This is a genomic window from Pseudomonas sp. P4_C8 (genome assembly GCF_056401975.1).
Genome location: NZ_JBFUIH010000014.1, coordinates 42213 through 68085, shown reverse-complemented (window position 1 = coordinate 68085; position 25873 = coordinate 42213). Strand labels below are relative to the sequence as shown.

The following is a 25873-nucleotide window of genomic DNA, read 5'->3' as shown; positions in this document are numbered from 1 at the left end:
GTTCGGCCTGCCCGGGGAGGTATGTGCTTTCGTCAGAGAGTCAGGCGTCCGAGTGAGAGGCTGCATCGCAAGGAGATTAGATGAGTGCCGATAACGCCTACGCGGTCGAGCTGAAGGGACTGTCCTTCAAGCGCGGTACGCGCAGCATTTTCAATAACGTCGATATCCGTATCCCGCGTGGCAAGGTCACCGGCATCATGGGACCGTCCGGGTGTGGCAAAACCACGCTGTTACGATTGATGGGTGCACAATTGCGTCCAACAAAGGGCGAAGTCTGGGTCAACGGTCAGAACCTGCCGAAATTGTCGCGCAGTGATCTGTTCGATGCGCGCAAGCACATGGGAGTGCTGTTCCAGAGCGGCGCCCTGTTTACCGACCTTGACGTGTTCGAGAACGTCGCCTTCCCGCTGCGCGTTCATACCGAGCTGCCGGAAGAAATGATCCGTGACATCGTCCTGCTTAAATTGCAGGCCGTGGGCTTGCGTGGTGCTATCGACCTGATGCCTGACGAATTGTCCGGCGGCATGAAGCGTCGTGTTGCGCTGGCCCGGGCGATTGCCCTCGACCCGCAGATCCTCATGTACGACGAGCCCTTTGTCGGCCAGGACCCCATCGCCATGGGCGTGCTGGTGCGCCTGATCCGCTTGCTCAACGATGCGCTGGGCATCACCAGTATCGTGGTCTCCCACGATCTGGCCGAAACCGCGAGCATCGCCGACTACATCTATGTCGTCGGCGAAGGCCAGGTATTGGGGCAGGGGACTCCCGAGGAGTTGATGAACTCGCAGGAGCCACGGATCCGTCAATTCATGACCGGCGAACCCGACGGTCCGGTCGCATACCACTTTCCAGCGACGGATTACCGCGCAGATCTTCTGGGGAAGCGTTGATGCGCAAGATTTCATTAATAGAACGCGTGCGCCGGTTTGGCCACGCCGGCATCGATGTGCTGGCGGTGTTCGGTCGTTCGACGATATTCCTGTTTCATGCCTTGCTCGGTCGCGGTGGCATCGGGGGCGGTTTTGGTCTGCTGATCAAGCAACTGCATTCAGTGGGCGTCATGTCCCTGGTGATCATTGTGGTCTCCGGGGTGTTCATCGGGATGGTGCTGGCGCTGCAAGGCTTCAACATTCTGTCGAGCTACGGCTCGGAGCAGGCGGTCGGGCAGATGGTTGCGCTCACGCTGCTGCGTGAACTGGGTCCCGTTGTGACAGCGCTGTTGTTCGCCGGGCGTGCCGGTTCGGCGCTGACGGCCGAAATCGGCAACATGAAATCCACCGAACAGTTGTCCAGTCTGGAAATGATTGGTGTCGACCCGCTCAAATACATTGTTGCCCCGCGCCTGTGGGCCGGCTTCATTTCCCTGCCGGTGCTGGCGATGATCTTCAGCGTGGTGGGTATCTGGGGCGGCTCGTGGGTGGCTGTCGACTGGCTGGGTGTGTACGAAGGCTCCTATTGGTCGAACATGCAAAACAGCGTGACGTTCACTGATGATGTGCTCAATGGCATCATCAAAAGCATCGTCTTCGCGTTCGTCGTGACCTGGATCGCCGTATTCCAAGGCTATGACTGTGAGCCCACTTCCGAGGGGATCAGTCGTGCCACTACCAAGACCGTGGTGTATGCCTCTTTGGCTGTTCTCGGCCTGGACTTTATTCTGACCGCTTTGATGTTTGGAGATTTCTGATGCAAAACCGCACCCTGGAAATCGGTGTCGGCCTTTTCTTGCTGGCTGGCATCCTGGCTTTGCTGTTGCTGGCTTTGCGGGTCAGTGGACTGTCCCCGAGCCCGAGCACCGACACCTATAAACTTTATGCCTACTTCGACAATATCGCCGGTTTGACTGTCAGAGCCAAAGTGACCATGGCCGGTGTGACCATCGGCAAGGTCACAGCGATCGATCTGGACCGCGACAGCTTCACCGGTCGGGTGACCATGCAACTGGAAAAGCGAGTAGATAACCTGCCGACTGACTCCACTGCATCTATTCTGACCGCTGGCCTGTTGGGCGAGAAGTACATCGGTATCAGCGTGGGCGGCGAAGAAGCCTTGCTCAAGGATGGTGGAACCATCCATGACACGCAGTCATCGCTGGTGCTCGAAGACCTGATCGGTAAATTCCTGCTCAATACCGTTAGCAAAGAAGCTAAATGAGGAACTGTTAAATGATCTCTACCTTGCGACGTGGCCTGTTGGTAATGCTCGCGGTGTTTCCGTTGGTGTCCCACGCCGTGGCGGCGCCTTCCGCGCACGAACTGGTACAAGACACCACCAACCGTATGCTGGCCGATCTGAAGGCCAATAAAGAGAAGTACAAGCAGGACCCGCAGGACTTTTATACGGCGCTGAACACGATCGTCGGACCTGTGGTGGATGCCGAGGGTATTTCCAAGAGCATCATGACGGTCAAGTATTCAAAGAAAGCCACGCCGGCGCAGATGAAAACCTTTGAAGAAAACTTCAAAAAGGGTCTGTTCCAGTTTTATGGCAATGCTTTGCTTGAATACAACAACCAGGGCATCACCGTTGATCCCGCCAAAGACGAGTCCGGCAATCGCACCAGTGTTGGCATGACCGTCAAAGGCAGTAACGGCGCGATCTATCCTGTGTCTTACACACTGGAAAAGATCAATGGCGAGTGGAAGCTGCGCAACGTGATCATCAACGGGATCAACATCGGCAAGCTGTTCCGTGATCAATTCGCTGATGCGATGCAGCGCAATGGCAACAACCTGGACCAGACCATCAACAGCTGGGCCGGGGAAGTCGCCAAAGCCAAGGAAGCCACTGAAAAATCCCCCGAGAAAAAACCCCAATGAGTGTGTCGGCCATTCGCATCAGCGAAACCGGCGAGCTGCAGTTGAGTGGCATGCTGGACTATCGCACCGGCCCGGATCTGCGCAAGCAGGGGCAGGCGTTGATCAAGTCCAGCACGGCTACTGAACTGGTGGTTGATTGTTCGGCAGTGTTGAAATCCAGCAGCGTCGGCTTGTCGCTGCTGCTGTGCTTCATGCGTGATGCAGAGGCGGCCGGTAAGGCGCTGAGCATTCGCGCGATGCCCGAAGACATGCGTGAAATCGCTCAGGTCAGCGAATTGACCGAGCTGTTGGCGCACCCCTGACCGCATCTATAAAGAAGCCCCCCGTCAGAGTCCTGCTTAGCGGGGTTCGCAGGCGCGGGGCTTTTTTGTATGATGTCCGACCCGTGCGCACAGGGCGCCGATTGAGGTTGAGCATGCAGGCCGTAGAAGTGAAGAGCTTCCTTGAAGGAAAGCTGCCCGGAACGTTGGTAGAAGTTGAGGGCGAAGGCTGCAATTTCCAGCTGAACGTGATTAGCGATGAACTGGCGGCATTGAGCCCGGTGAAGCGTCAGCAGCAGATCTATGCCCATTTGAACCCATGGATCACCGATGGCAGCATCCATGCGGTCACTATGAAATTTTTCAGCAGCGCGGCCTGGGCCGAGCGCACCTGAGCCCAAGGGCGTCGAGATTCTTATGGATAAATTGATTATTACCGGTGGCGTTCGTCTTGATGGCGAAATCCGCATCTCCGGGGCAAAGAACTCTGCCCTGCCGATCCTGGCTGCCACCCTGCTGTGTGATGGCCCGGTTACAGTGGCCAACCTGCCGCACCTGCACGACATCACCACGATGATCGAGCTGTTCGGTCGCATGGGCATTGAGCCGGTGATCGACGAGAAGCTCAGCGTCGAAATCGACCCACGCACCATCAAGACCCTGATCGCACCGTACGAACTGGTTAAAACCATGCGTGCGTCGATCCTGGTACTCGGCCCGATGGTTGCCCGTTTCGGCGAAGCCGAAGTCGCACTGCCTGGCGGTTGCGCCATCGGTTCGCGTCCGGTTGACCTGCACATCCGTGGCCTTGAAGCCATGGGCGCGGTCATCGACGTCGAAGGCGGCTACATCAAGGCCAAGGCGCCAGAAGGCGGCTTGCGCGGCGCGAACTTCTTCTTCGATACCGTCAGCGTGACCGGTACCGAAAACATCATGATGGCCGCTGCCCTGGCCAAGGGTCGCAGTGTGTTGGCAAACGCCGCACGCGAGCCAGAAGTGGTCGACCTGGCCAACTTCCTGAACGCCATGGGTGCCAAGGTTTCCGGCGCGGGCACCGACACCATCACCATCGATGGCGTCGAGCGTCTGCACACCACCACTTACAAGGTGATGCCCGACCGAATCGAAACCGGTACTTACCTGGTCGCTGCTGCCGTGACCGGCGGCCGTGTAAAGGTCAAGGATACCGATCCGACCATCCTCGAAGCCGTGCTTGAGAAACTCAAGGAATCGGGCGCTGAAATCACCTGCGGCGAAGACTGGATCGAGCTGAACATGCACGGCAAGCGGCCAAAAGCCGTCAACGTGCGGACTGCCCCATACCCGGCGTTCCCGACTGACATGCAAGCGCAGTTCATCTCCCTGAACGCCATTGCCGAAGGCACGGGCGCAGTGATCGAGACGATCTTCGAAAACCGCTTCATGCACGTATACGAACTGCACCGCATGGGCGCTCATATCCAGGTCGAAGGCAACACCGCCATCGTCACCGGCATCGAAAAGCTCAAGGGCGCGCCAGTCATGGCCACCGACCTGCGTGCTTCGGCCAGCCTGGTCATCTCGGCGCTGATCGCTGAAGGCGACACCCTGATCGACCGCATCTACCACATCGACCGTGGTTACGAGTGCATCGAAGAGAAACTGCAAATGCTCGGCGCCAAGATCCGCCGCGTACCGGGCTAGTTTCTGCTGCATGGGCACATGGACGTGCCCGTTGAATTCGTTTCAAATCGAGGCAGTCTTTTCATTGTTGAGAAAGCCTCGAAGTATGTCCGGCGCCGTTTGCGACCGGGCATGAGTACCTTGATAAGGACTGACGTTTCCCATGTTGACCATCGCACTGTCCAAGGGCCGCATCCTTGACGACACCCTGCCGCTTCTGGCTGAAGCGGGTATCGTGCCGACCGAGAATCCGGACAAGAGTCGCAAGCTGATCATTCCCACGACCCAGCCTGACGTACGTCTGCTGATCGTGCGCGCCACCGATGTGCCGACCTACGTCGAACATGGTGCCGCGGACCTCGGCGTCGCCGGTAAAGATGTGCTGATGGAATATGGCGGCCAGGGCTTGTACGAGCCTTTGGACCTGCGAATTGCCCTCTGCAAGCTGATGACTGCCGGCCGTGTCGGCGATGTCGAGCCTAAGGGCCGCCTGCGGGTGGCGACCAAGTTCGTCAACGTTGCCAAGCGTTACTACGCCGAGCAGGGTCGCCAGGTCGACATCATCAAGCTTTACGGCTCGATGGAGCTGGCGCCGCTGATTGGTCTGGCGGACAAGATCATTGACGTGGTCGACACCGGCAACACCCTGCGCGCCAATGGCCTGGAACCCCAGGATTTCATTGCCGACATCAGCTCCCGGCTGATCGTCAACAAAGCTTCGATGAAAATGCAGCACGCCCGAATCCAGGCGTTGATCGACACCCTGCGCAAGGCAGTGGAGTCTCGACACCGCGGCTGATTTACCTGCGCGACGTTAAGTCGCGCCCGTCTATCCGCCTCATAGCCAGAATTCTCAGGTGCCCAAGCGGATCGATGGTAGCTTCGGGCGCCTGAGTTTTTGCCATTCCTATGAGGCTCTCGCTATGACCGCACCGACTGCAATTCGCCGACTCAACGCTGCTGACCCGGATTTCGCACATCATCTGGATCATCTGCTGAGCTGGGAAAGTGTGTCTGACGACTCGGTCAATCAGCGGGTGCTGGACATCATCAAAGCCGTGCGCGAGCGTGGCGATGCGGCGCTGGTGGAATTCACCCAGAAGTTCGATGGCCTGGAAGTCGCCTCGATGGCCGACCTGATCCTGCCGCGCGAACGTCTGGAACTGGCGCTGACCAGGATCACCGTGCCTCAGCGCGAAGCCCTGGAAAAAGCCGCAGCCCGCGTGCGCAGCTACCACGAAAAACAGAAACAGGATTCCTGGACCTACACCGAAGCCGACGGCACGGTGCTCGGCCAGAAGGTCACGCCGCTGGACCGCGCCGGTCTGTATGTACCGGGCGGCAAGGCGTCGTACCCGTCCTCGGTGTTGATGAACGCGATCCCGGCCAAAGTGGCTGGTGTGACCGAAGTGGTCATGGTGGTACCGACCCCGCGCGGTGAAATCAACGAACTGGTACTGGCCGCGGCCTGCATCGCCGGCGTCGACCGCGTATTCACCATCGGCGGCGCGCAAGCGGTTGCCGCGTTGGCCTACGGCACCGAAAGCGTGCCGAAGGTCGACAAAGTGGTTGGCCCGGGCAACATTTATGTCGCCACCGCCAAGCGTCACGTATTTGGTCAGGTCGGTATCGACATGATCGCCGGCCCGTCCGAGATTCTCGTGGTGTGCGACGGCCAGACCGATCCGGACTGGATCGCCATGGACCTGTTCTCCCAGGCCGAACACGATGAAGACGCCCAGGCGATTCTGGTCAGTCCGGATGCCGAGTTCCTCGACAAGGTTGCCGCGAGCATCAACAAATTGATGCCGACCATGGAACGTGCCGAGATCATTGCAACTTCGATGAATGGCCGTGGCGCGCTGATCAAGGTCCGTGACATGGAACAAGCCATCGAAGTGGCCAATCGCATTGCCCCGGAACATCTGGAGCTGTCGGTCTCTGATCCGCAAGCCTGGTTGCCGCACATCCGTCACGCAGGCGCGATCTTCATGGGTCGCCACACATCCGAAGCGCTGGGCGACTACTGCGCCGGTCCGAACCACGTGTTGCCGACTTCCGGCACCGCGCGTTTCTCGTCGCCGCTGGGTGTGTACGACTTCCAGAAACGCTCGTCGATCATCTTCTGCTCCGAGCAGGGTGCGTCCGAACTGGGCAAGACCGCTTCCGTACTGGCCCGTGGCGAGTCGCTGACCGCCCACGCCCGCAGCGCCGAATTCCGCATCATTGACGACAAGCAGGGGAACTGAAGATGAGTAAATTCTGGAGCCCCTTCGTCAAGAGCCTGGTGCCTTACGTGCCGGGCGAGCAGCCGAAACTGACGAAACTGGTGAAGCTCAACACCAACGAAAATCCATACGGTCCATCGCCCAAAGCGTTGGCCGCCATGCAGACCGAACTGAACGATAACCTGCGTTTGTACCCGGACCCGAACAGCGATGTGCTCAAGCAGGCTGTTGCCAGGTACTACGGCGTCCAGGGCAATCAGGTGTTCCTCGGCAACGGTTCCGATGAAGTCCTGGCGCACATCTTTCACGGTTTGCTGCAACACGATCAGCCGCTGCTGTTCCCGGACATCAGCTACAGCTTCTATCCGGTTTATTGCGGGTTATATGGCATCAAGTTCGACGCCGTGCCGCTGGACGAGCAATTCCAGATCAACCCGGCCGACTATGCCAGACCGAACGGCGGGATCATCTTCCCGAACCCGAACGCCCCCACGGGTTGCCTGCTGGCGCTGGACGCCGTCGAGCAAATCCTCAACGCCAGCCCGGATTCGGTGGTCGTGGTCGATGAGGCTTACATCGACTTTGGCGGTGAGACAGCCATCAGCCTGGTCGACCGTTATCCAAACCTGCTGGTGACGCAGACCCTGTCCAAGTCCCGGTCGCTGGCCGGGCTGCGGGTTGGCCTGGCGGTGGGGCATCCGGATTTGATCGAAGCGCTGGAGCGGATCAAGAACAGCTTCAACTCTTATCCGCTGGATCGTCTGGCGATAGTGGGGGCTGCGGCGGCGTTTGAGGATCGCGAGTACTTCGACAAGACCTGCCGGTTGGTCATCGATAGCCGTGACAAGGTCATCGGGCAGTTGGAGGCGAAGGGCTTTGAGGTATTGCCGTCGGCGGCGAACTTTATTTTTGCCCGTCATCCAAAGCACGATGCGGCCGGGTTGGCGGCGAAGTTGCGGGAGCAGGGTGTGATCGTTCGGCACTTCAAGCAGGAGCGGATTGCCCAGTTCCTACGGATCTCCATCGGCACACCTGAGCAGAATCAGGCGCTGATCGACGGCCTCGGCGACCTTTAAGTCATCCCCGACCCTGTGGGAGCGAGCCTGCTCGCGAAGAGGCCATAACATTCAATATCTATGTTGAATGTCAGACCGCCTTCGCGAGCAGGCTCGCTCCCACAAGGGCTCTGGGTTGGTTTACTCTTCTTCTTTCTCTTTGACCGGCGCCGGCGGCGGACGCAGGCCGATCTCGGCCGTGAGCTTCAGCTCTTTGCCATTGCGCATCACCTGAATCGTGACCTTGTCCATCGGTTTGATCCGTGCGACCTGGTTCATCGAGCGGCGCCCATCACCCGCTGGCTCACCGTCGATGGAGAGAATCACATCGCCCAATTGCAGGCCAGCCTTCTGCGCGGGACCATCCCGGAAAATCCCCGCGACCACAATCCCCGGACGTCCCGACAGACCAAACGACTCCGCCAGTTCCTGGCTCAACGGCTGTACTTCAATGCCTAGCCAACCGCGAATCACCTGGCCGTGTTCGATGATCGACTTCATCACTTCCATGGCCAGTTTGACCGGGATCGCAAACCCGATGCCTTGCGAACCGCCGGACTTGGAGAAAATCGCGGTGTTGATGCCAGTCAGGTTGCCACTGGCGTCCACCAGCGCACCGCCGGAGTTGCCGGGGTTGATCGCGGCGTCGGTCTGGATGAAGTCTTCGTAGTTGTTCAGGCCCAACTGGTTACGCCCAGTGGCACTGATGATGCCCATGGTCACGGTCTGGCCGACACCGAACGGGTTGCCGATGGCCAGCGCCACGTCGCCGATGCGGATGTTGTCGGAACGGCCGACAGTGATGGAAGGAAGGTTCTTCAGATCAATCTTCAGGACCGCGAGGTCGGTCTCCGGGTCGCTGCCAATCACACGGGCCAGGGTTTCGCGGCCATCCTTGAGCGCCACCACGATCTGGTCGGCACCCATGGTCACATGGTTGTTGGTCAGCAAATAGCCTTCCGGGCTCATGATCACACCGGAACCGAGGCTCGATTCCATGCGCTTCTGCTTGGGCGAATTGTCGCCGAAGAAGCGGCGGAACTGCGGGTCTTCAAACAGCGGATGGCTCGGTTTGTTGATGACTTTGGTGGTGTACAGGTTGACCACCGACGGTGCGGCCGTGGTGACGGCGTCGGCGTAAGACACCGGCCCCTGTTGCACGCTGGTCGTTTGCGGTGCTTGCTGCAAATTCACGTCAAGGCTTGGAAGCCCGACCCACTGCGGGTAACGCTGAATTATCAAAAGAGCGATAAGCACGCCGGCCAACAGCGGCCAGCCAGAAAAACGCAGCGCCTTGAGCATTAAGCACGTCCTGAAAGGTTGCAGGCGGTATGAGACCGCCCATAATGTCGCGCATTATACGAGGCCACGCGCGCCTCTGAACGGGATATTTAGGAGTCTTTTATGGCCGTCGCCCTGAGCACCCTGGTCGAAGAAGCCGACCGTTACCTCGCCAGCGCCAAAATTGCCGATTACTGCCCTAACGGCCTGCAGGTCGAAGGCCGACCGCAAGTGATGCGCATTGTCAGTGGCGTCACCGCCAGCCAGGCGCTGCTGGACGCTGCCGTCGAAGCCCAGGCCGATCTGGTGCTGGTGCATCACGGTTATTTCTGGAAGGGCGAAAACCCGTGTATTACCGGCATGAAGCAGCGTCGGTTGAAAACCTTGCTCAAGCACGACATCAGCCTGCTGTCCTACCATTTGCCGCTGGATCTGCACCCGGAAGTCGGTAACAACGTGCAGTTGGCCCGGCAGTTGGATATCACGGTTGAAGGCCCACTGGATCCAGACAACCTTAAAGTCGTCGGCCTGGTCGGTTCGTTGAGCGAGCCGATGACGGCGCGTGATTTCGCCCGTCGTGTCCAGGAAGTCATGGGCCGCGAGCCGCTGCTGATCGAAGGCAGTGCGACGATTCGCCGGGTAGGCTGGTGCACCGGTGGCGGCCAGGGTTACATCGACCAGGCGATTTTGGCCGGTGTCGATCTGTACCTCAGTGGCGAGGTCTCCGAGCAGACTTTCCATAGCGCCCGGGAAAACGACATCAGCTTCATCGCCGCCGGCCACCACGCCACCGAGCGTTATGGCGTACAGGCGCTGGGCGATTATCTGGCGCGCCGGTTTGCCCTCGAACACATCTTCATCGATTGCCCGAACCCGATCTGATGACCGACCTCCCTTGATAGGAGCAAGGCTTGCCCGCGATAGCGATCTCAAGGATGCCATCGCGGGCAAGCCTTGCTCCTACGGGGGATAGCCATTCAACGGCCCAAACGAGGGGGTATATTCATATACCCTTTCGATCTAGCTGGCGTCCTGATTAGAAGAGGTCGCTGTGCTAGGATTCCTCGCTCGAACACGGCCCGCTGGCCGTCCATAAGATCGTTTTCGTGAGTAGCCATGGTCGACAAACTGACGCATCTGAAACAGCTGGAGGCCGAAAGCATCCACATCATCCGCGAGGTCGCCGCCGAGTTCGATAACCCGGTGATGCTGTACTCCGTCGGTAAAGACTCCGCCGTGATGCTGCACCTTGCGCGCAAGGCATTCTTCCCGGGCAAACTTCCGTTTCCGGTGATGCACGTCGACACCCAGTGGAAGTTCAAGGAAATGTACGCGTTCCGCGACCGCATGGTTGAAGAACTCGGCCTTGACCTGCTGGTGCACGTCAACCCTGACGGGGTTGCGCAGGGCATCAACCCGCTGACCCACGGCAGTGCCAAGCACACCGACATCATGAAAACCGAAGGTCTCAAGCAGGCCCTCGACAAGTACGGTTTCGATGCCGCTTTCGGTGGTGCCCGTCGTGACGAAGAGAAATCCCGTGCCAAAGAGCGCGTGTATTCCTTCCGCGACACCAAGCACCGCTGGGACCCGAAAAACCAGCGTCCGGAGCTGTGGAACGTCTACAACGGCAACGTCAACAAGGGCGAATCGATCCGCGTGTTCCCGTTGTCGAACTGGACCGAACTGGACATCTGGCAGTACATCTACCTCGAAGGCATCCCGATTGTGCCGCTGTATTTCGCCGCCGAGCGCGACGTTATCGAGATGAACGGCACCTGGATCATGATCGACGACGAACGCCTGCTCAATCACCTGAGCGATGAAGACAAGGCGCGCATCGTCAAGAAGAAGGTCCGTTTCCGTACGCTCGGCGACTACCCGCTGACCGGTGCGGTCGAGTCCGAGGCGACCAGCCTGACCGACATCATTCAGGAAATGCTCCTGACGCGAACTTCCGAACGTCAGGGCCGGGTCATCGACCACGATGGCGCAGGCTCGATGGAAGAAAAGAAACGTCAGGGTTATTTCTAAGGGGTTGTCATGTCGCACGTATCTGATTTGATCAGCGAGGACATCCTCGCCTACCTGGGCCAGCACGAACGCAAGGAAATGCTGCGCTTTCTGACCTGTGGCAACGTCGATGACGGCAAGAGCACCCTGATCGGGCGCCTGCTGCACGACTCCAAGATGATCTACGAAGATCACCTGGAAGCCATTACCCGCGACTCGAAAAAAGTCGGCACCACCGGCGATGACATCGACCTGGCCTTGCTGGTCGACGGCCTGCAGGCCGAGCGTGAGCAGGGCATCACCATCGATGTCGCTTACCGTTACTTCTCCACCGCCAAACGCAAATTCATCATCGCCGACACCCCCGGCCATGAGCAGTACACCCGCAACATGGCAACCGGTGCGTCCACCTGTGACCTGGCGATCATCCTGGTCGACGCCCGTTACGGCGTGCAGACCCAGACCCGTCGCCACAGCTTTATTGCTTCGTTGCTGGGCATCAAACACATCGTGGTTGCCATCAACAAGATGGACCTCAATGGCTTCGACGAAAAAGTCTTCGAGTCGATCAAGGCCGATTACCTGAAGTTCGCCGAAGGCATCGCCTTCAAGCCGACCACCATGGCCTTCGTGCCGATGTCGGCGCTCAAGGGCGACAACGTGGTGAACAAGTCCGAGCGCTCGCCGTGGTACACCGGCCAGTCGTTGATGGAAATTCTTGAAACCGTCGAAATCGCCAGCGACCGCAACTACACCGACCTGCGTTTCCCAGTGCAGTACGTCAACCGTCCGAACCTGAACTTCCGTGGCTTTGCAGGCACCCTGGCCAGCGGCGTCGTGCACAAGGGCGACGAAGTCGTTGTGCTGCCGTCGGGCAAGAGCAGCCGCGTGAAATCCATCGTCACCTTCGAAGGTGAGCTGGAGCATGCAGGTCCGGGTCAGGCAGTGACACTGACCATGGAAGACGAAATCGACATCTCCCGCGGCGATCTGTTGGTGCACGCCGACAACCAGCCGCAAGTGACTGACGCCTTCGACGCCATGCTGGTGTGGATGGCCGAAGAACCGATGCTACCGGGCAAGAAATACGACATCAAACGCGCCACGACGTACGTGCCGGGTTCGATCACCAGCATCGTCAACCGCGTTGACGTGAACACCCTGGAAGAAGGTCCGGCCAGCGCCTTGCAGCTGAACGAGATCGGTCGGGTCAAGATCAGCCTCGATGCGGCCATCGCGCTGGATGGTTACGCGAGTAACCGCACCACCGGTTCGTTCATCGTCATTGATCGTTTGACCAATGGCACCGTCGCCGCCGGGATGATCATCGCTCAGCCAGTGGCGCATGGCAGCAGCACGCACCATGGCAAACTCGCTCACGTCGCCACCGAAGAACGCGCGCAGCGCTTCGGCCAGCAACCGGCCACCGTGTTGTTCAGCGGCCTGTCGGGCGCTGGCAAAAGCACCCTGGCTTACGCGGTTGAACGCAAACTGTTCGACATGGGCCGTGCGGTGTTTGTGCTGGATGGCCAGAACCTGCGTCATGACCTGAACAAAGGTCTGCCACAGGATCGCGCCGGGCGTACCGAGAACTGGCGTCGTGCGGCGCACGTTGCGCGTCAGTTCAACGAAGCCGGTCTGTTGACCCTGGCTGCATTCGTTGCGCCAAATGCTGAAGGTCGTGAGCAGGCCAGGGAGCTGATCGGCAAGGAGCGTTTGCTGACTGTTTACGTCCAGGCCTCGCCGACCGTTTGTGCTGAACGTGATCCGCAAGGGTTGTACGCCGCTGGTGGCGACAACATCCCGGGCGACTCCTTCCCGTACGATGTGCCGCTGGACGCTGACCTTGTGGTCGACACCCAATCGCTGTCGCTGGAAGAAAGCGTCAAGCAGGTGCTGGATCTGCTGCGTAGTCGCGGCGCGATCTAAGCGTTAGCCGGTCATAAAAAACCCGCCGATGAGTGATCATCGGCGGGTTTTTTTGTGCCCTTGGAATCGTTTTCGCTGGCAAGCCAGCTCCTACAGTTGAGCGTATTTCCCTTGTAGGAGCTGGCTTGCCAGCGAAGAGGCCCGAACAGGCACTCTATTGCTTAGGTGGATACTCGCGATGCATCTGCTCCAGCAACGCATCCTTGTCCAGCCACAACTGGTTGATCCACCCCTGAAACTGCAATCGATACTCCCCATCCTGGTCGTAGTTCTTGCCTATAAACTGCGGCGGAATCTTCAGTTCCTGAAAATGCACGACAACATCCTTCACATTCCCGCAGAGCAAATCCCAATACCCCGGACGCCCGCCCGGATAGTGAATCGTTACGTTGACGATGGACTCCAGCTGCTCACCCATCGCATCCAGCACAAACGCAATGCCGCCAGCCTTGGGTTTGAGCAAATACTTGAACGGTGATTTCTGCTGCGCATGTTTGCCTTCGGTGAAGCGGGTGCCCTCAACGAAGTTGAAAATCCCCACCGGGTTGTTGCGAAACTTTGCGCAGGTCTTGCGGGTGGTTTCCAGGTCTTTGCCTTTTTTCTCCGGGTGCTTTTCCAGATACGCCTTGGAGTAGCGCTTCATGAACGGAAAGCCCAGCGTCCACCACGCCAGACCAATCACCGGCACCCAGATCAGTTCTTGCTTGAGGAAAAACTTCAGCGGCTGGATGCGTCGGTTGAGCACGTATTGCAGCACCATGATGTCGACCCAGCTCTGGTGGTTGCTGGTGATCAGGTACGAGTGCTGATAGTCCAGACCTTCCAGGCCGCTGAGGTGCCAGCGGGTGCGGCAAACCAGGTTCATCCAGGCTTTGTTGTTGCTGATCCAGGCCTCATGGGTGTGGTTCATCAGCCAGAGTGTGAAGCGTTGGGTAATGGCGAACGGCAGCGCCTTGAAAATCGCCACGCAGAACAGAAACGAGCACAGCACAATGGTATTGAGGACCAGCAACAACGATGCAATCACGCCGCGCGCGGCGGCAGGCAGGAGATCCAGCATTTAAACATCCATAGGTCGGTTGGCTGCCTGGATCGCGGTCAATGCGATCGTGTAGACGATGTCATCGACTTGCGCACCGCGCGGCAAGTCGTTCACCGGTTTGCGCAGGCCTTGCAGCATCGGGCCGAGGCTCACGCAATCGGCACTGCGCTGCACGGCTTTGTGGGTGGTGTTGCCGGTGTTCAGATCGGGGAACACGAACACCGTGGCGCGACCGGCGACCTGGCTGTTGGGTGCCAATTGCCGGGCCACGGTTTCGTTGGCAGCGGCGTCGTATTGCAACGGGCCGTCAATCAACAGCGAGTTTTGCTGTTCGTGGGCGAGCAACGTTGCTTCGCGCACTTTCTCGACTTCTTCGCCACTGGCGGACTCACCGCTGGAATAGCTGATCATCGCCACACGCGGGGTGATGCCGAACGCGGCGGCCGAGTCGGCGCTTTGCAGGGCGATTTCGGCCAGTTCGCTGGCACTCGGATGCGGGTTCATCACGCAGTCGCCGTAGACCAGTACTTCTTCCGGAAACAGCATGAAGAACACGGACGACACCAGGGTGCAGCCCGGCGCGGTCTTGATCAATTGCAGGGCCGGGCGAATGGTGTTGGCGGTGGAGTGAATGACGCCGGACACGAGGCCGTCGACTTCATCCAGCGCCAGCATCATGGTGCCGATCACCACGGTGTCTTCCAGTTGCTGCTCAGCCATTGGCGCGTTGAGGCTTTTGCTCTTGCGTAGCGCAACCATCGGCTCGATGTAGCGTTCGCGGACCAAGTCCGGGTCAAGAATCTCCAGCCCCGGTGGCAACTCGATACCCTGAGCGCGAGCCACGGCTTCGACGTCCGCCGGTTTGGCCAGCAGCACGCAACGGGCAATGCCACGCGCCTGACAAATCGCCGCCGCTTGCACGGTCAGCGGCTCGCTGCCTTCTGGCAGCACAATGCGTTTGTTGGCCGCCTGGGCGCGCTGGATCAATTGGTAGCGGAATACGGCGGGCGACAGGCGCATCTCACGCGGGGTGCCGCAGCGCTGGTGCAGCCAGTTGGCATCGAGGTGGCTGGCGACGAAATCGGTGATGATCTCCGCGCGTTCGCGGTCGTCGATCGGGATTTCCTTGTTCAAACCGTTCAACTGATTGGCGGTGTCGTAGGAGCCGGTGCTCACCGACAGCACCGGCAAACCCGCCTGCAACGCGCCACGGCACAGGTCCATGATGCGCGGGTCGGGCAGGGTGTCGCTGGTCAGCAGCAGCCCGGCCAGGGGTACGCCGTTCATGGCGGCGAGGCTGACGGCGAGGATGATGTCGTCGCGATCACCGGGCGTCACCACCAGCACGCCGGGCTTGAGCAGCTCCACGGTGTTACGCATGGTGCGGGCGCATATGATGATGTTGGTCATGCGCCGGGTTTCGTAATCTCCGGCATTAAGGATTTGTGCGCCCATCAAATCCGCAACATCGCGAGTGCGCGGGGCGTTCAATTCCGGCCGGAACGGAATGCAGCCCAGCAGTCGGAAATCACCGCTGCGCAGCAATGGCGAGTGTTCCTTCAAGCGCGTGGCGAAGACGTCCATGCTTTCGTCGGTCTTGACCTTGTTAAGGATCACGCCGAGGACTTTCGGGTCTTTCGGCCCGCCGAACAATTGCGCCTGCAATTCCACGCGACCGGAGAGTTCGGTCAGGGCTTCGCTTTCCGGTGCGGAGACCAGAATCACGTCGGCATCCAGGCTCTTGGCCAAATGCAGATTGACCCGCGCGGCGTAGCTGGCGCTGCGGGTCGGGACCATGCCTTCGACGACCAGCACATCCTTGCCGACGGCGGCTTGCTGATAAAGCGTGATGATTTCTTCGAGCAGCTCATCCAGCTGACCATCGCCGAGCATGCGCTCGACATGTGCCAGGCCCAGCGGCTGAGGCGGCTTCAAGCCGTGGGTGCGGGCCACCAGTTCGGTGGAGCGTTCCGGTCCGGTGTCACCCGGATGTGGCTGGGCAATCGGTTTGAAAAAACCGACCTTGAGGCCCGCACGCTCAAGCGTGCGTACCAGCCCGAGGCTGATGGAGGTCAGACCCACACCAAAGTCGGTGGGTGCAATAAAAAAAGTTTGCATGCGGATTCTCTAAAGGTGCATGGCAATGGTGACGATCTATGTCTGGTCGTCTACCGAAATTCAGTCGTCAAGGTTATCGCTAACCGGGCCTTGTGCGCACCAACCGCATTCAAAGGGCTGGCCTATTTTTTCAATACGTTGCGCGGGGTCCAGGACCCAGGCGCGCGATTGCCACGGTGGCTGGTGGCGCAGGTGCTGGGTGTGGCCGCAGGAAAGCTCGGCCACCCAATGCCCGTCCTCATCCTGATGGAATCCGGTGACCGTTACGCCAGGCGCCTCGAACCTTCTGTCCGGGTTGTGTTCGCTTTCGGACGATTGCTTCGCTAAACTTGGCCTTTCTTCATTCTTATGCAAAAGGTCTCGCCCCATGCTGATCGCCGCCAATAAGGCTGTCTCCATCGACTATACCCTGACCAACGACGCTGGTGAGGTCATCGACAGCTCCGCCGGTGGCGCGCCGCTGGTCTACCTGCAAGGCGCAGGTAACATCATCCCGGGCCTGGAAAAGGCACTGGAAGGCAAAACCGTCGGCGACGAGTTGACCGTAGCCGTTGAACCTGAAGATGCCTACGGCGAATACGCTGCCGAACTGGTCAGCACCCTGAGCCGCAGCATGTTCGAAGGCGTCGATGAACTGGAAGTGGGCATGCAGTTCCACGCTTCCGCTCCGGACGGCCAGATGCAGATCGTCACCATTCGCGATCTGGACGGCGACGAAGTCACCGTTGACGGCAACCACCCATTGGCCGGTCAGCGCCTGAATTTCCAGGTCAAGATCATCGACATCCGTGATGCTAGCCAGGAAGAAATCGCTCATGGTCACGTCCATGGCGAAGGTGGCCATCACCACTGATTTTCTGCGCTAAGCTCAGAGAACTGGAGAGGCGCCCGAGGGCGCCTTTTTAGTCCGCGGCTGTCCTTGGTGGCATACCAAGTGGCTGTTTCGAGAAGAACACGGGAATTTGGAGTTCGTCATGAGTGCTTTTCACGACCTTAAGTTGACAGCCTTGGATGGACAGGAACTACCGCTGGCGCCCTTCAAGGGGCAAGTCGTGCTGGTGGTCAATGTCGCCTCCAAATGTGGCTTGACCCCACAGTACGCGGCGCTGGAGAACCTTTACCAGCAATACAAAGGTAAAGGTTTCAGCGTGCTGGGCTTGCCTTGCAACCAGTTTGCCGGGCAGGAGCCAGGTTCCGAGAAGGAGATTCAGGAGTTTTGCAGCCTCAACTATGGCGTGACCTTTCCGTTGTCCAGCAAGCTGGAAGTCAACGGTCATGAGCGTCATCAGTTGTATCGCCTGCTGGCGGGCGAGGGTGCGGAATTCCCGGGTGACATTACCTGGAACTTCGAAAAATTCCTGCTGGGCAAGGACGGTCGTGTGCTGGCGCGGTTCTCGCCTCGAACGTCGCCGGATGATCCGACCGTCGTTCATGCCATCGAAAAAGCACTGAGCTGACATCCTCCTTGTAGGAGCTGGCTTGCCAGCGAACGCGGCGTATCTGACACACCGCATCGCCTGATTCGCCAGCAAGCCGGCTCCTACAATATTTACGAACTTTTAGGCCTTAATCACTGCAATCAATAGTGCTATTCAATACGCTGCGCTCCCCATATTATCGTCGTCATAAAATCATTCCCCGTGGAGCGTCCCATGCCCGTCAAAGCCCTGTTCAAACCGTTCCATCTCGGCACCCTTGAACTGCCGACCCGTGTCGTCATGGCGCCGATGACCCGTTCGTTTTCGCCGGGTGGCGTGCCCAACTCCAAAGTGATCGAGTACTACCGTCGTCGCGCTGCTGCCGGTGTGGGTTTGATCATCACCGAAGGCACGACCGTCGGTCACAAGGCCTCGAACGGCTACCCGAACGTACCGCACTTCTACGGAGAAGCGGCGCTGGCCGGCTGGAAGAAAGTCGTCGACGCCGTACATGCCGAAGGCGGCAAGATCGTTCCACAACTGTGGCATGTCGGCAGTGTGCGCCGTATCGGCACCGAACCGGACGCCAGCGTTCCGGGTTACGGCCCGTCGGAAAAATTGAAAGACGGTCAGGTCGTGGTTCACGGCATGACCAGGCAAGACATCCAGGACGTGATCGCCGCGTTCGCCCAAGCCGCCAAAGATGCCCAGAGCATTGGCATGGACGGCGTGGAAATCCACGGCGCCCACGGTTATCTGGTCGACCAGTTCTTCTGGGAAGGCAGCAACCAGCGCACCGACGAGTACGGTGGCGATCTGGCGAACCGTTCACGGTTCGCGATCGAGCTGATTCAAGCCGTGCGCGCGGCGGTCGGCGAAGGTTTCCCGATCATCTTCCGCTTCTCCCAATGGAAGCAGCAGGATTACACCGCGCGTCTGGTGCAAACCCCGCAAGCACTGGGTGAATTCCTCAAGCCGTTGTCCGATGCCGGCGTGGACATTTTCCACTGCTCGACACGCCGTTTCTGGGAGCCTGAATTCGACGGCTCCGAGCTGAATCTGGCGGGCTGGACCCGCAAACTCACTGGCAAACCGACCATCACCGTGGGCAGCGTTGGCCTGGATGGCGAGTTCCTGCAATTCATGGTCAACACCGACAAGATCGCCCAACCGGCCAGCCTGGAAAAACTGCTGGAGCGTTTGAACAACGAGGAGTTTGACCTGGTGGCTGTGGGTCGTGCGTTGTTGGTCGATCCGGACTGGGCGCAGAAAGTGCGCGACGGGCGTGAAGAAGACATCCTGCCATTCAGCCGCGAGGCATTGATGAGCTTGGTTTAAGCGGCGCCTGGAAGGGCCTCTTCGCGAGCAGGCTCGCTCCCACAGTGGTTCTGTGTCGTTCACAAATCCAATGTGGGAGCGAGCCTGCTCGCGAAGACGGACACAATGTCACCGAAGAGTCAGGATAAGGTCTGTGCCTCAGGTACCACCACTTCCCGGACACAAGCCCCCCGCAACTGCCCCTCAAACTGCTCGATAATCGCCGCCCAACCCTGCCTGCTCGCATGTTGGCGCGCATTCAACCGCACGCAACGCAACGTCTCGCGCTCTTCCAGCAGCCACACTGCCGCCTCGCAGAACGCCTCTTCATCCCCCGGCATTGCCAGCACGCCGCTGTAGCCATGGCGAATATGCTGGGCCGCAGCCGCCTGGTCGTACGCGACCACACCCAATCCCGACGCCAGTGCTTCAAGCACCACGTTGCCAAAGGTTTCGGTCATGCTCGGAAACAAAAATACATCGCCTGACGCATAGTGACTGGCCAACGCTTCGCCCCGTTGTGAACCGCAGAAAACCGCCTCGGGCAGTTCCTGCTCCAGCGCCGTTCGTTGCGGGCCGTCGCCGATCACGATCAAGCGTAGGTTGCGCTGTGGATAAGTGGATTTCAGCACGTCGAAACTGCGCTTGAGCAAGCCCAGGTTTTTCTCGGGTGCCAAGCGCCCGACATGAATGACTGCAATGTCATCTTCGGCCAATCCCCACTGTTCGCGCAGCGATATCAGCCTTTTGCTCGGATGAAACAATTGGCTGTCGACACCCCGAGAGAGCAATGCCAAACGCTCGAATTGCCGACGCTCAAGCTCCATCCGCTGGCTGGGGCTCGGCACCAGTGTCAGGGTCGAGCGGTTGTGGAACCAGCGCAGGTAGTGAGTCAGCAATCGGGTCAGGACCCCCAGCCCGTATTGGCTGGAGTATTGCTGAAAGTTGGTGTGAAAACCGCTGACCACCGAGATCCCCAGCCGCCGTGCTGCGCGTAACGCCGACAAGCCCAGTGGCCCTTCGGTGGCGATGTACAGCACGTCCGGGCGATGCCGCGTCCAGCGCCTTAGCAGCTTGTGCATAGACGACTGGCCCCATTGCAAACCGGGATAACCTGGCAGCGGCCAGCCGCGACACAACAGCAAATCATCGTCACTGCTCAACAGCTGATCACACACCTGACGTGGCCGCACCAATTCCACCTGATGCCCACGCGCGCGCAAGCCATCGCACAAGCGACCAAGGGTATTGGCCACGCCGTTGATTTCCGGTGGGAATGTTTCAGTGATCAGGGTGATATGCAGAGCTGTCGTCATGACCTCAGTGTCGGCTGAGGCCATGTCTTGGTTATTTCAGAGCGATGATGGATTTGTGACGATCGCCGGCTTTACGTCGACGTATTTTTGTCGGCTGGTTCAGGTGGAGGATGAGCAACAGAACGCGCGATTTCCGACAGAGATTTATAATCAGGAGCTGCATGCGGCGAGTCCCAGGTTCGCTGACCCAGAGGCAGTATCCACTTAATCAGATCTGACCAGACCGCTTCAGGAGGGAGGTAGTCAGGTTCGTCTGCCCAGACCTGAATGCCCGCACCCGCCATAGTTGGAATATTCGGAGGAATCACCGTTATTTCCCTTCCTGCCTCGGCGATGAAGTAGTTGGGACGCCAAACATCATAGATTCCATGAGGCGAATGTTTGGGGTGGATTACATTCTCCCAATCCTTGCGAATGATGAAGTAAAAGTCGCCGTGAGAGTTCTTCACGGTGTAGCCGGCATCAACTAATTCCTTCGCACTCATCTCGTTACGACCGCCAATCGAACCCCACAGGCTCCAGCATTCGATTTCTACTGTTTTGTCCAGATTGATAGCCGCATTTCGATTGACGGCTCCGTCGTTCCAGACCCGCGCGATTTTGCCGTTTTCCTGGACAAGCTTGGCAAGGTCGTTGACGAAGAATCTCACGGCATCCTCTGAGGTCGCGTTGGGATTGCCGGATTCTTGACGCGCATACTGCGCTAATTGTGGCGTGTTGTTGTGGCTGATTGGACTGAGAAAATACTCGTCAGCCCCCAAATGCAGATAGCGGCTGTTCGGGAACATGTTGAGCAGATCGCTGACCAGAGTTTTGAGAAAGTCTCGAGCAGCTTGGATGCTGAAGTCGAGCGCCTTCGAAACAATCGTGCCGTTCGAGAGCTCAAGTTGAAACTCTGGCCTGTTACGCAGAATCCAATTCATATGCCCGGGTGTTTCAATCTCAGGGATGACGTCAATGTGATAAGAGGCAGCGGTGTCGAGAATGTCCGTGAGTTGCGCTGCAGTCCAGGCTTCGGGGCTGGCGATGTCGCAGAAGGAAGGGAAGTTTACCCGTACCCCCTCGTTATCCGTCAGGTGCAAATGCAGCGTATTGAGTTGGTTCCAGGCCATCTCGCGTAACAGGTTTTTCATCCATTCGACACTGTAATACTTGCGTCCCACATCAATCATTACCGAGCGTTCGGCGTAGACCGGGGCATCGATGATTACCGCTGCAGTGAGTGTCGAAGAAACCCAGGCTGCTTTAGTCAGGGTCGTCAATGCCCGGGCCATGGCCTTTAGCGTTGCTGCGTAGACTTGAACAGTTTCCAGGATATCGATCCGGTAACACTCACTTTGCCCATTGGGAGGGATCGGTACGCTCCCCGTGATTGGCGCCGTCAGTGTCAGGTCTACATCACCAGCATGCTGAGTTCTTTCGGACTTGAGAAGAATGGTGGGCGGTTTTTCAAGTCCGGCTGCCCCTGCGAACCCGAAAGCTAAACGCGTTGCCAAGGGCCGCAGGTTTTCGCTTTGGATAAAAATTATCGTGCTCGCACTGATAGTAAATGGAACGCCGTTTACTTCGTCCGCAGCATTCAGGACAGCAGGGCTGAAGCTGGTCCATGGAAAGCGCTTATCGTCGAGGGTGGGGGGAAGTCGTCTTGATTTGTTATTCATTGGTCTGATCTCCAAGTGACAAGGAAGGATTCGACCCGGACAACTTGGATATTCTCAACGCGGGTGAGCCAACGTTCTATTAGCTATAGAAATCAGTTTGCTGACTACTGTCAGAAATAACAGGTCGGAAGACTCACTCATGAAAAAACATGGCAGTGACCCATCAAACGGCCCCGAGAGAACTGGTGCAATTTTCAATGCTGCAATGGCGATCGGTCACTTTTCCAACGCTTCCGCGCCGCGCTCACGCACCCAGAACAACGTCGCCCCGGCCACGGCGGCCGGCATCATCAGGATGTTCACCACCGGGATCAGCAGCACCAGATACACGCTGCCGCCAAAGCTCATGCTCTGCCAGCGTTTCTGCCGCAGCCAGGCGAGCATTTCGTTCCAGCCCAGCTTGTGGTTGTCCGCCGGATAGTCGATGTACTGGATCGCCATCATCCACACCCCGAACAGCAGCCACAGCGGTGCGGCAATGATGTTCACCACCGGGATAAAGGACAGGATGAACAGCCCGATTGCCCGTGGCAGGAAATAGCCGAGTTTGCGCATCTCCCGGGCCAGGGTGCGCGGGATCATGGCGGTCAGCTCGCCCCAGCTGAAGGCCGGGAAATCGTCGGTGCCACGCACCACCACTTCGACTTTTTCCGCGAGGAAGCCGTTGAAAGGCGCGGCGATGACGTTGGCGAGCATGGTGAAGGTAAAAAACACCATCAACACCACCAGCACCACAAAAATCGGCCAGAGGATGTAGTTGAGAAAACTCAGCCAGTCGGGCAGGGTCGGCATCAGCGTATCGACCCACAGGCTGAATTGATGGCCGGCCAGATAAATCAATCCGACGAACAGCACCAGGTTGATTGCCAGCGGCAATAACACGAATAAACGCAGGCTGGGGCTCAGAACCAGCTTGAGGCCTTCGCGCAGGTATTGCGGTCCGGACAGGACAGGTGCGGGCATAACGTGCTCCGGGCAGAGGTAATCGCGCCGACCTTACCGGCTTTGCCAGAAGGGGGAAAGCGCGGCAGTGGAATCGACATTCACTGTAACAAAGACGTCTTTATAGTCTCGGCAGTGGGATAGAGACCACCTATGAGCTGGATTGTTAAACCGTATTTCCTTAATCTTCGCCCCCTCGATACGCTGCACCCAATCTTTTTGCAGGACTGTCGTTCTCAAACCTTCCCCAAGGTCAACCACGGTCCTTTTTTATTCCCGCCGGCAACCCGGCGTTCCGCGCCCGGTGTTCAGGGCCGGTCAACAGGAGCAGGTCATGTCTGAAGCCCGTCATTCGCGAGTGATTATTCTCGGTTCCGGCCCTGCCGGTTACAGCGCTGCGGTCTATGCCGCCCGTGCCAACCTCAAGCCACTGCTGATCACCGGCATGCAAGCCGGCGGTCAACTGACCACCACCACCGAAGTCGACAACTGGCCGGGCGACGTCCACGGTCTGACCGGCCCGGCGTTGATGGAGCGCATGAAAGAACACGCCGAGCGCTTTGAAACCGAGATCGTTTTCGATCACATCAATGCCGTGGACTTCGCTTCCAAGCCGTACACCCTGGTCGGCGACAGCGCGACGTACACCTGCGATGCTCTGATCATCGCGACCGGCGCCAGCGCTCGTTACCTGGGCCTGCCGTCCGAAGAAGCGTTCATGGGCAAAGGCGTTTCGGCCTGCGCGACCTGCGACGGTTTCTTCTATCGCAACAAGCCTGTGGCTGTGGTCGGCGGCGGCAACACCGCTGTTGAAGAAGCCCTGTACCTGGCCAACATCGCCAGCAAGGTGACCCTGATCCACCGTCGCGAAACCTTCCGCGCCGAGAAGATCCTGATCGACAAGCTCAATGCCCGGGTTGCCGAAGGCAAGATCGAGCTGAAATTGAACTCGAACCTGGACGAAGTACTGGGCGACAACATGGGCGTGACCGGTGCTCGCCTGAAGAACAACGACGGCAGCTTCGACGAGCTGAAAGTCGACGGCGTGTTCATCGCCATCGGCCACACCCCGAACACCTCGTTGTTCGAAGGTCAGCTGACGTTGAAAGACGGCTACCTGGTGGTGCAAGGCGGCCGTGAAGGCAATGCGACGGCGACCAGCGTCGAAGGTATCTTTGCCGCCGGTGACGTGGCTGACCACGTTTACCGTCAAGCCATCACCTCGGCTGGCGCTGGTTGCATGGCAGCACTGGACACTGAGCGTTACCTGGACGACCTGCAGAACGCCAAGTTCTGAGATCGTTGAAATGAAAAAAACCGGCTTTCAGCCGGTTTTTTTGTGCTCGCGATAGCGGTGTATCAATCGACATCAATGTTGAATGATAAATTGCCATCGTCGGAACGCCGCCCGGAGCCGGCTCGCTCCCACAGGGGAAGTGTGGGACCTTCAGCCCTTGAGCCGCTCTTGGACATAGTCCATCACCTTCAGCGATTTATAGATCGCATTGGCCGCCACTCGACCAAACGGCCCGCCATTCCAGTCCAACAGGTAAGGCTTGAACAACTCATGGCGCGTACTTTCTCCGCACACGGCTTCGGCAATCACCCTGCCGCCGATTGAGCCGGTATTCAAACCGTGACCACCAAAAGAAGTGCAGGCCCAGACGCCCGGTTCCAGTAGCCCGAGGTTGGGCATTTTATTGGTGGAGTAACCCATCAGGCCGGACCAGGCCAATTCGATTTTTGCCGGAGCCAGTTGCGGATAAACCGACACCATGTCGGCCTTGAGCATCGCTGCCAGGGCTTGCTCATTCTGTTCGTTGCGGGTGGTAATGCGTCCGCCCCAAAGCAGGCGATCACCTTCGACGATGCGATAGTAGTCCGAAGCTCGACGGTCATCGGAGAAGGCCGCACCGGAGTCGAGGACGTTTTTGATCGAGTCGCCCAAGTGTTCGGTCAACACCACGTAGGTGGCGATGGGCAGGTAAGCGCGGCTGAGTTTTTGCAGCTCAGGGCCGCCATAACCGCCCGCGCAAAACACCAGATCTTTGCAGCTTACGGTGCCACGCGCGGTCTTGACGATTTTGTCGTTACCTTCCCGATGCCAGGCGAGCATTTTCGATTGCTCGAAAATTCTGCCACCAGCCGTTTCAATGGCATGGGCCAGGCCCAGGCAATAATTGAGCGGGTGGAAGTGCATGGCGTTCGGATCTTCGACGCCTTGGAAATAGCGCAAGGTGTGAGCCCGTTCGCGGACCTGGGCGGTATCGAGGTAGTTGAGTTCATAACCGAAGTCGCGGCGCATGGTTTCGATGTGGTTTTTCACACCAGCGCCGTCGTCGTAGCGCTTGACCCGAATCGTGCCAGCGGATGGCGCGCAACCGGGCAAAGCCAGTTCGATAATATTGCGGCGGACGATCTCCACACCTTCGGCCGACATCTGGAATAGCGCCCTGGCGTGTTCCAGCCCAAGTTTCTTGCGAATCGCTCCAGACCCCTCAGCCCAACCCGGTGAGACCACGCCGCCATTGCGGCCGGACGCGCCCCAGGCCACCTGATTGGCTTCAAGGATGATCACGTGCTTGCCGCGACGGGTCAGCTCTAGGGCAGCAGTGAGACCGGCGATACCGGCACCGATGATGCACACATCGCAGGTTTCGTTGGTGTTCAATTCTGGCCTGGCTGCGCGTGGCAGCGAGGTTTGGGAATACCAGGTGTTGGGGAAGGACATAGTCAATCCTTGAGAAATGGCCAGTAAATTATGCGTACGTCAAACATTGTGGGAGCGAGCCTGCTCGCGAAAAAACGCAAG

25 protein-coding genes are annotated in these 25873 nt (G+C 58.6%); 17 read left to right on the top strand and 8 right to left on the bottom strand.

Annotated elements, in window-relative coordinates; all coding sequences use genetic code 11:
• Positions 1–80 precede the first annotated feature (80 nt).
• The 10 genes from AC1DWM_RS11280 (at position 81) to hisC (ending at position 8045) form a co-directional block, all read left to right on the top strand.
• Positions 81–890 (top strand): ATP-binding cassette domain-containing protein, encoded by an 810-nt coding sequence (locus AC1DWM_RS11280; RefSeq protein WP_007942749.1) that lies wholly within the window; start codon positions 81–83, stop codon positions 888–890.
• The gene (mlaE, locus tag AC1DWM_RS11275; RefSeq protein ID WP_007942748.1) at positions 890–1687 is read left to right on the top strand and encodes a lipid asymmetry maintenance ABC transporter permease subunit MlaE; all 798 of its coding nucleotides are present in this window, start codon (positions 890–892) and stop codon (positions 1685–1687) included. The genes AC1DWM_RS11280 and mlaE overlap by 1 nt, the downstream gene beginning before the upstream one ends.
• Positions 1687–2154 carry an outer membrane lipid asymmetry maintenance protein MlaD gene (gene mlaD / locus AC1DWM_RS11270; protein WP_223516510.1) on the top strand — a complete coding sequence of 156 codons (468 nt, stop codon included), beginning with the start codon at positions 1687–1689 and terminating at the stop codon, positions 2152–2154. Before mlaE ends, mlaD begins: the two co-directional genes overlap by 1 nt.
• Before the next feature lie 11 nt (positions 2155–2165).
• Complete coding sequence (locus AC1DWM_RS11265; RefSeq protein WP_223516511.1) at positions 2166–2819, top strand: MlaC/ttg2D family ABC transporter substrate-binding protein; 654 nt, start codon at positions 2166–2168, stop codon at positions 2817–2819.
• Complete coding sequence (locus AC1DWM_RS11260; protein ID WP_223516512.1) at positions 2816–3121, top strand: STAS domain-containing protein; 306 nt, start codon at positions 2816–2818, stop codon at positions 3119–3121. Before AC1DWM_RS11265 ends, AC1DWM_RS11260 begins: the two co-directional genes overlap by 4 nt.
• A gap of 113 nt (positions 3122–3234) precedes the next feature.
• Positions 3235–3474, top strand: coding sequence for a BolA family protein (locus AC1DWM_RS11255; protein ID WP_007912386.1), 240 nt, complete (start codon positions 3235–3237; stop codon positions 3472–3474).
• A gap of 22 nt (positions 3475–3496) precedes the next feature.
• Positions 3497–4762 (top strand): UDP-N-acetylglucosamine 1-carboxyvinyltransferase, encoded by a 1266-nt coding sequence (murA, locus tag AC1DWM_RS11250; RefSeq protein WP_150782105.1) that lies wholly within the window; start codon positions 3497–3499, stop codon positions 4760–4762.
• 142 nt (positions 4763–4904) lie between these two features.
• On the top strand, positions 4905–5540 hold the full coding sequence (gene hisG, locus AC1DWM_RS11245; RefSeq protein WP_007942738.1) for an ATP phosphoribosyltransferase: 636 nt from the start codon (positions 4905–4907) through the stop codon (positions 5538–5540).
• Between the two features lie 124 nt (positions 5541–5664).
• Positions 5665–6990, top strand: coding sequence for a histidinol dehydrogenase (gene hisD / locus AC1DWM_RS11240; RefSeq protein ID WP_477795213.1), 1326 nt, complete (start codon positions 5665–5667; stop codon positions 6988–6990).
• Positions 6991–6992: 2 nt separating this feature from the next.
• Positions 6993–8045, top strand: a complete 1053-nt coding sequence (hisC, locus tag AC1DWM_RS11235; protein ID WP_477795212.1) for a histidinol-phosphate transaminase — start codon at positions 6993–6995, stop codon at positions 8043–8045.
• Between the two features lie 120 nt (positions 8046–8165).
• Here the strand turns inward: hisC and algW are convergent, their stop codons facing one another.
• Positions 8166–9326, bottom strand: a complete 1161-nt coding sequence (gene algW / locus AC1DWM_RS11230; RefSeq protein ID WP_223516516.1) for a Do family serine endopeptidase AlgW — start codon at positions 9324–9326, stop codon at positions 8166–8168.
• A gap of 102 nt (positions 9327–9428) precedes the next feature.
• On the opposite strand from algW, the gene AC1DWM_RS11225 reads away from it, so the two are divergent.
• From AC1DWM_RS11225 to cysN, 3 genes are all read left to right on the top strand, one after another.
• A complete protein-coding gene (locus tag AC1DWM_RS11225; protein ID WP_477795211.1) occupies positions 9429–10187 on the top strand; it encodes a Nif3-like dinuclear metal center hexameric protein in 759 nt (252 codons plus the stop codon).
• 234 nt (positions 10188–10421) lie between these two features.
• A complete protein-coding gene (gene cysD / locus AC1DWM_RS11220; protein ID WP_007942729.1) occupies positions 10422–11339 on the top strand; it encodes a sulfate adenylyltransferase subunit CysD in 918 nt (305 codons plus the stop codon).
• A 9-nt stretch (positions 11340–11348) separates the two neighbouring features.
• On the top strand, positions 11349–13247 hold the full coding sequence (cysN, locus tag AC1DWM_RS11215; RefSeq protein ID WP_223516518.1) for a sulfate adenylyltransferase subunit CysN: 1899 nt from the start codon (positions 11349–11351) through the stop codon (positions 13245–13247).
• 154 nt (positions 13248–13401) lie between these two features.
• Here cysN and AC1DWM_RS11210 read toward each other — a convergent pair whose 3' ends face one another.
• Genes AC1DWM_RS11210 through AC1DWM_RS11200 form a run of 3 tightly spaced genes read right to left on the bottom strand, consistent with a single transcriptional unit; the run spans position 13402 to position 16806 of the window.
• Complete coding sequence (locus AC1DWM_RS11210) at positions 13402–14307, bottom strand: acyltransferase (RefSeq protein WP_223516519.1); 906 nt, start codon at positions 14305–14307, stop codon at positions 13402–13404.
• Positions 14308–16407, bottom strand: a complete 2100-nt coding sequence (gene pta, locus AC1DWM_RS11205; protein ID WP_477795210.1) for a phosphate acetyltransferase — start codon at positions 16405–16407, stop codon at positions 14308–14310.
• A 60-nt stretch (positions 16408–16467) separates the two neighbouring features.
• Complete coding sequence (locus tag AC1DWM_RS11200) at positions 16468–16806, bottom strand: DUF3565 domain-containing protein (RefSeq protein ID WP_452624971.1); 339 nt, start codon at positions 16804–16806, stop codon at positions 16468–16470.
• On the opposite strand from AC1DWM_RS11200, the gene AC1DWM_RS11195 reads away from it, so the two are divergent.
• The 3 genes from AC1DWM_RS11195 (at position 16775) to AC1DWM_RS11185 (ending at position 19163) form a co-directional block, all read left to right on the top strand.
• On the top strand, positions 16775–17260 hold the full coding sequence (locus AC1DWM_RS11195; protein ID WP_223516524.1) for an FKBP-type peptidyl-prolyl cis-trans isomerase: 486 nt from the start codon (positions 16775–16777) through the stop codon (positions 17258–17260). The two genes, AC1DWM_RS11200 and AC1DWM_RS11195, sit on opposite strands and share 32 nt — an antisense overlap.
• Positions 17261–17381: 121 nt before the next feature.
• A complete protein-coding gene (locus tag AC1DWM_RS11190; RefSeq protein ID WP_223516526.1) occupies positions 17382–17864 on the top strand; it encodes a glutathione peroxidase in 483 nt (160 codons plus the stop codon).
• Between the two features lie 195 nt (positions 17865–18059).
• Complete coding sequence (locus AC1DWM_RS11185; RefSeq protein WP_223516528.1) at positions 18060–19163, top strand: NADH:flavin oxidoreductase; 1104 nt, start codon at positions 18060–18062, stop codon at positions 19161–19163.
• A 119-nt stretch (positions 19164–19282) separates the two neighbouring features.
• On the opposite strand, the gene AC1DWM_RS11180 is transcribed toward AC1DWM_RS11185, so the two are convergent.
• From AC1DWM_RS11180 to cysZ, 3 genes are all read right to left on the bottom strand, one after another.
• Entirely contained in the window at positions 19283–20482 is a 1200-nt protein-coding gene (locus AC1DWM_RS11180) for a glycosyltransferase family 4 protein (RefSeq protein ID WP_223516529.1), read from the bottom strand.
• A gap of 47 nt (positions 20483–20529) precedes the next feature.
• On the bottom strand, positions 20530–22119 hold the full coding sequence (locus AC1DWM_RS11175; RefSeq protein WP_477795209.1) for a family 20 glycosylhydrolase: 1590 nt from the start codon (positions 22117–22119) through the stop codon (positions 20530–20532).
• A gap of 216 nt (positions 22120–22335) precedes the next feature.
• Entirely contained in the window at positions 22336–23082 is a 747-nt protein-coding gene (gene cysZ / locus AC1DWM_RS11170) for a sulfate transporter CysZ (protein ID WP_223516533.1), read from the bottom strand.
• 313 nt (positions 23083–23395) lie between these two features.
• Here cysZ and trxB point away from each other — a divergent pair, with 313 nt between their 5' ends.
• The gene (gene trxB / locus AC1DWM_RS11165) at positions 23396–24358 is read left to right on the top strand and encodes a thioredoxin-disulfide reductase (RefSeq protein ID WP_223516535.1); all 963 of its coding nucleotides are present in this window, start codon (positions 23396–23398) and stop codon (positions 24356–24358) included.
• Between the two features lie 150 nt (positions 24359–24508).
• On the opposite strand, the gene AC1DWM_RS11160 is transcribed toward trxB, so the two are convergent.
• Positions 24509–25792, bottom strand: a complete 1284-nt coding sequence (locus AC1DWM_RS11160; protein ID WP_477795208.1) for an NAD(P)/FAD-dependent oxidoreductase — start codon at positions 25790–25792, stop codon at positions 24509–24511.
• Positions 25793–25873 lie beyond the last annotated feature (81 nt).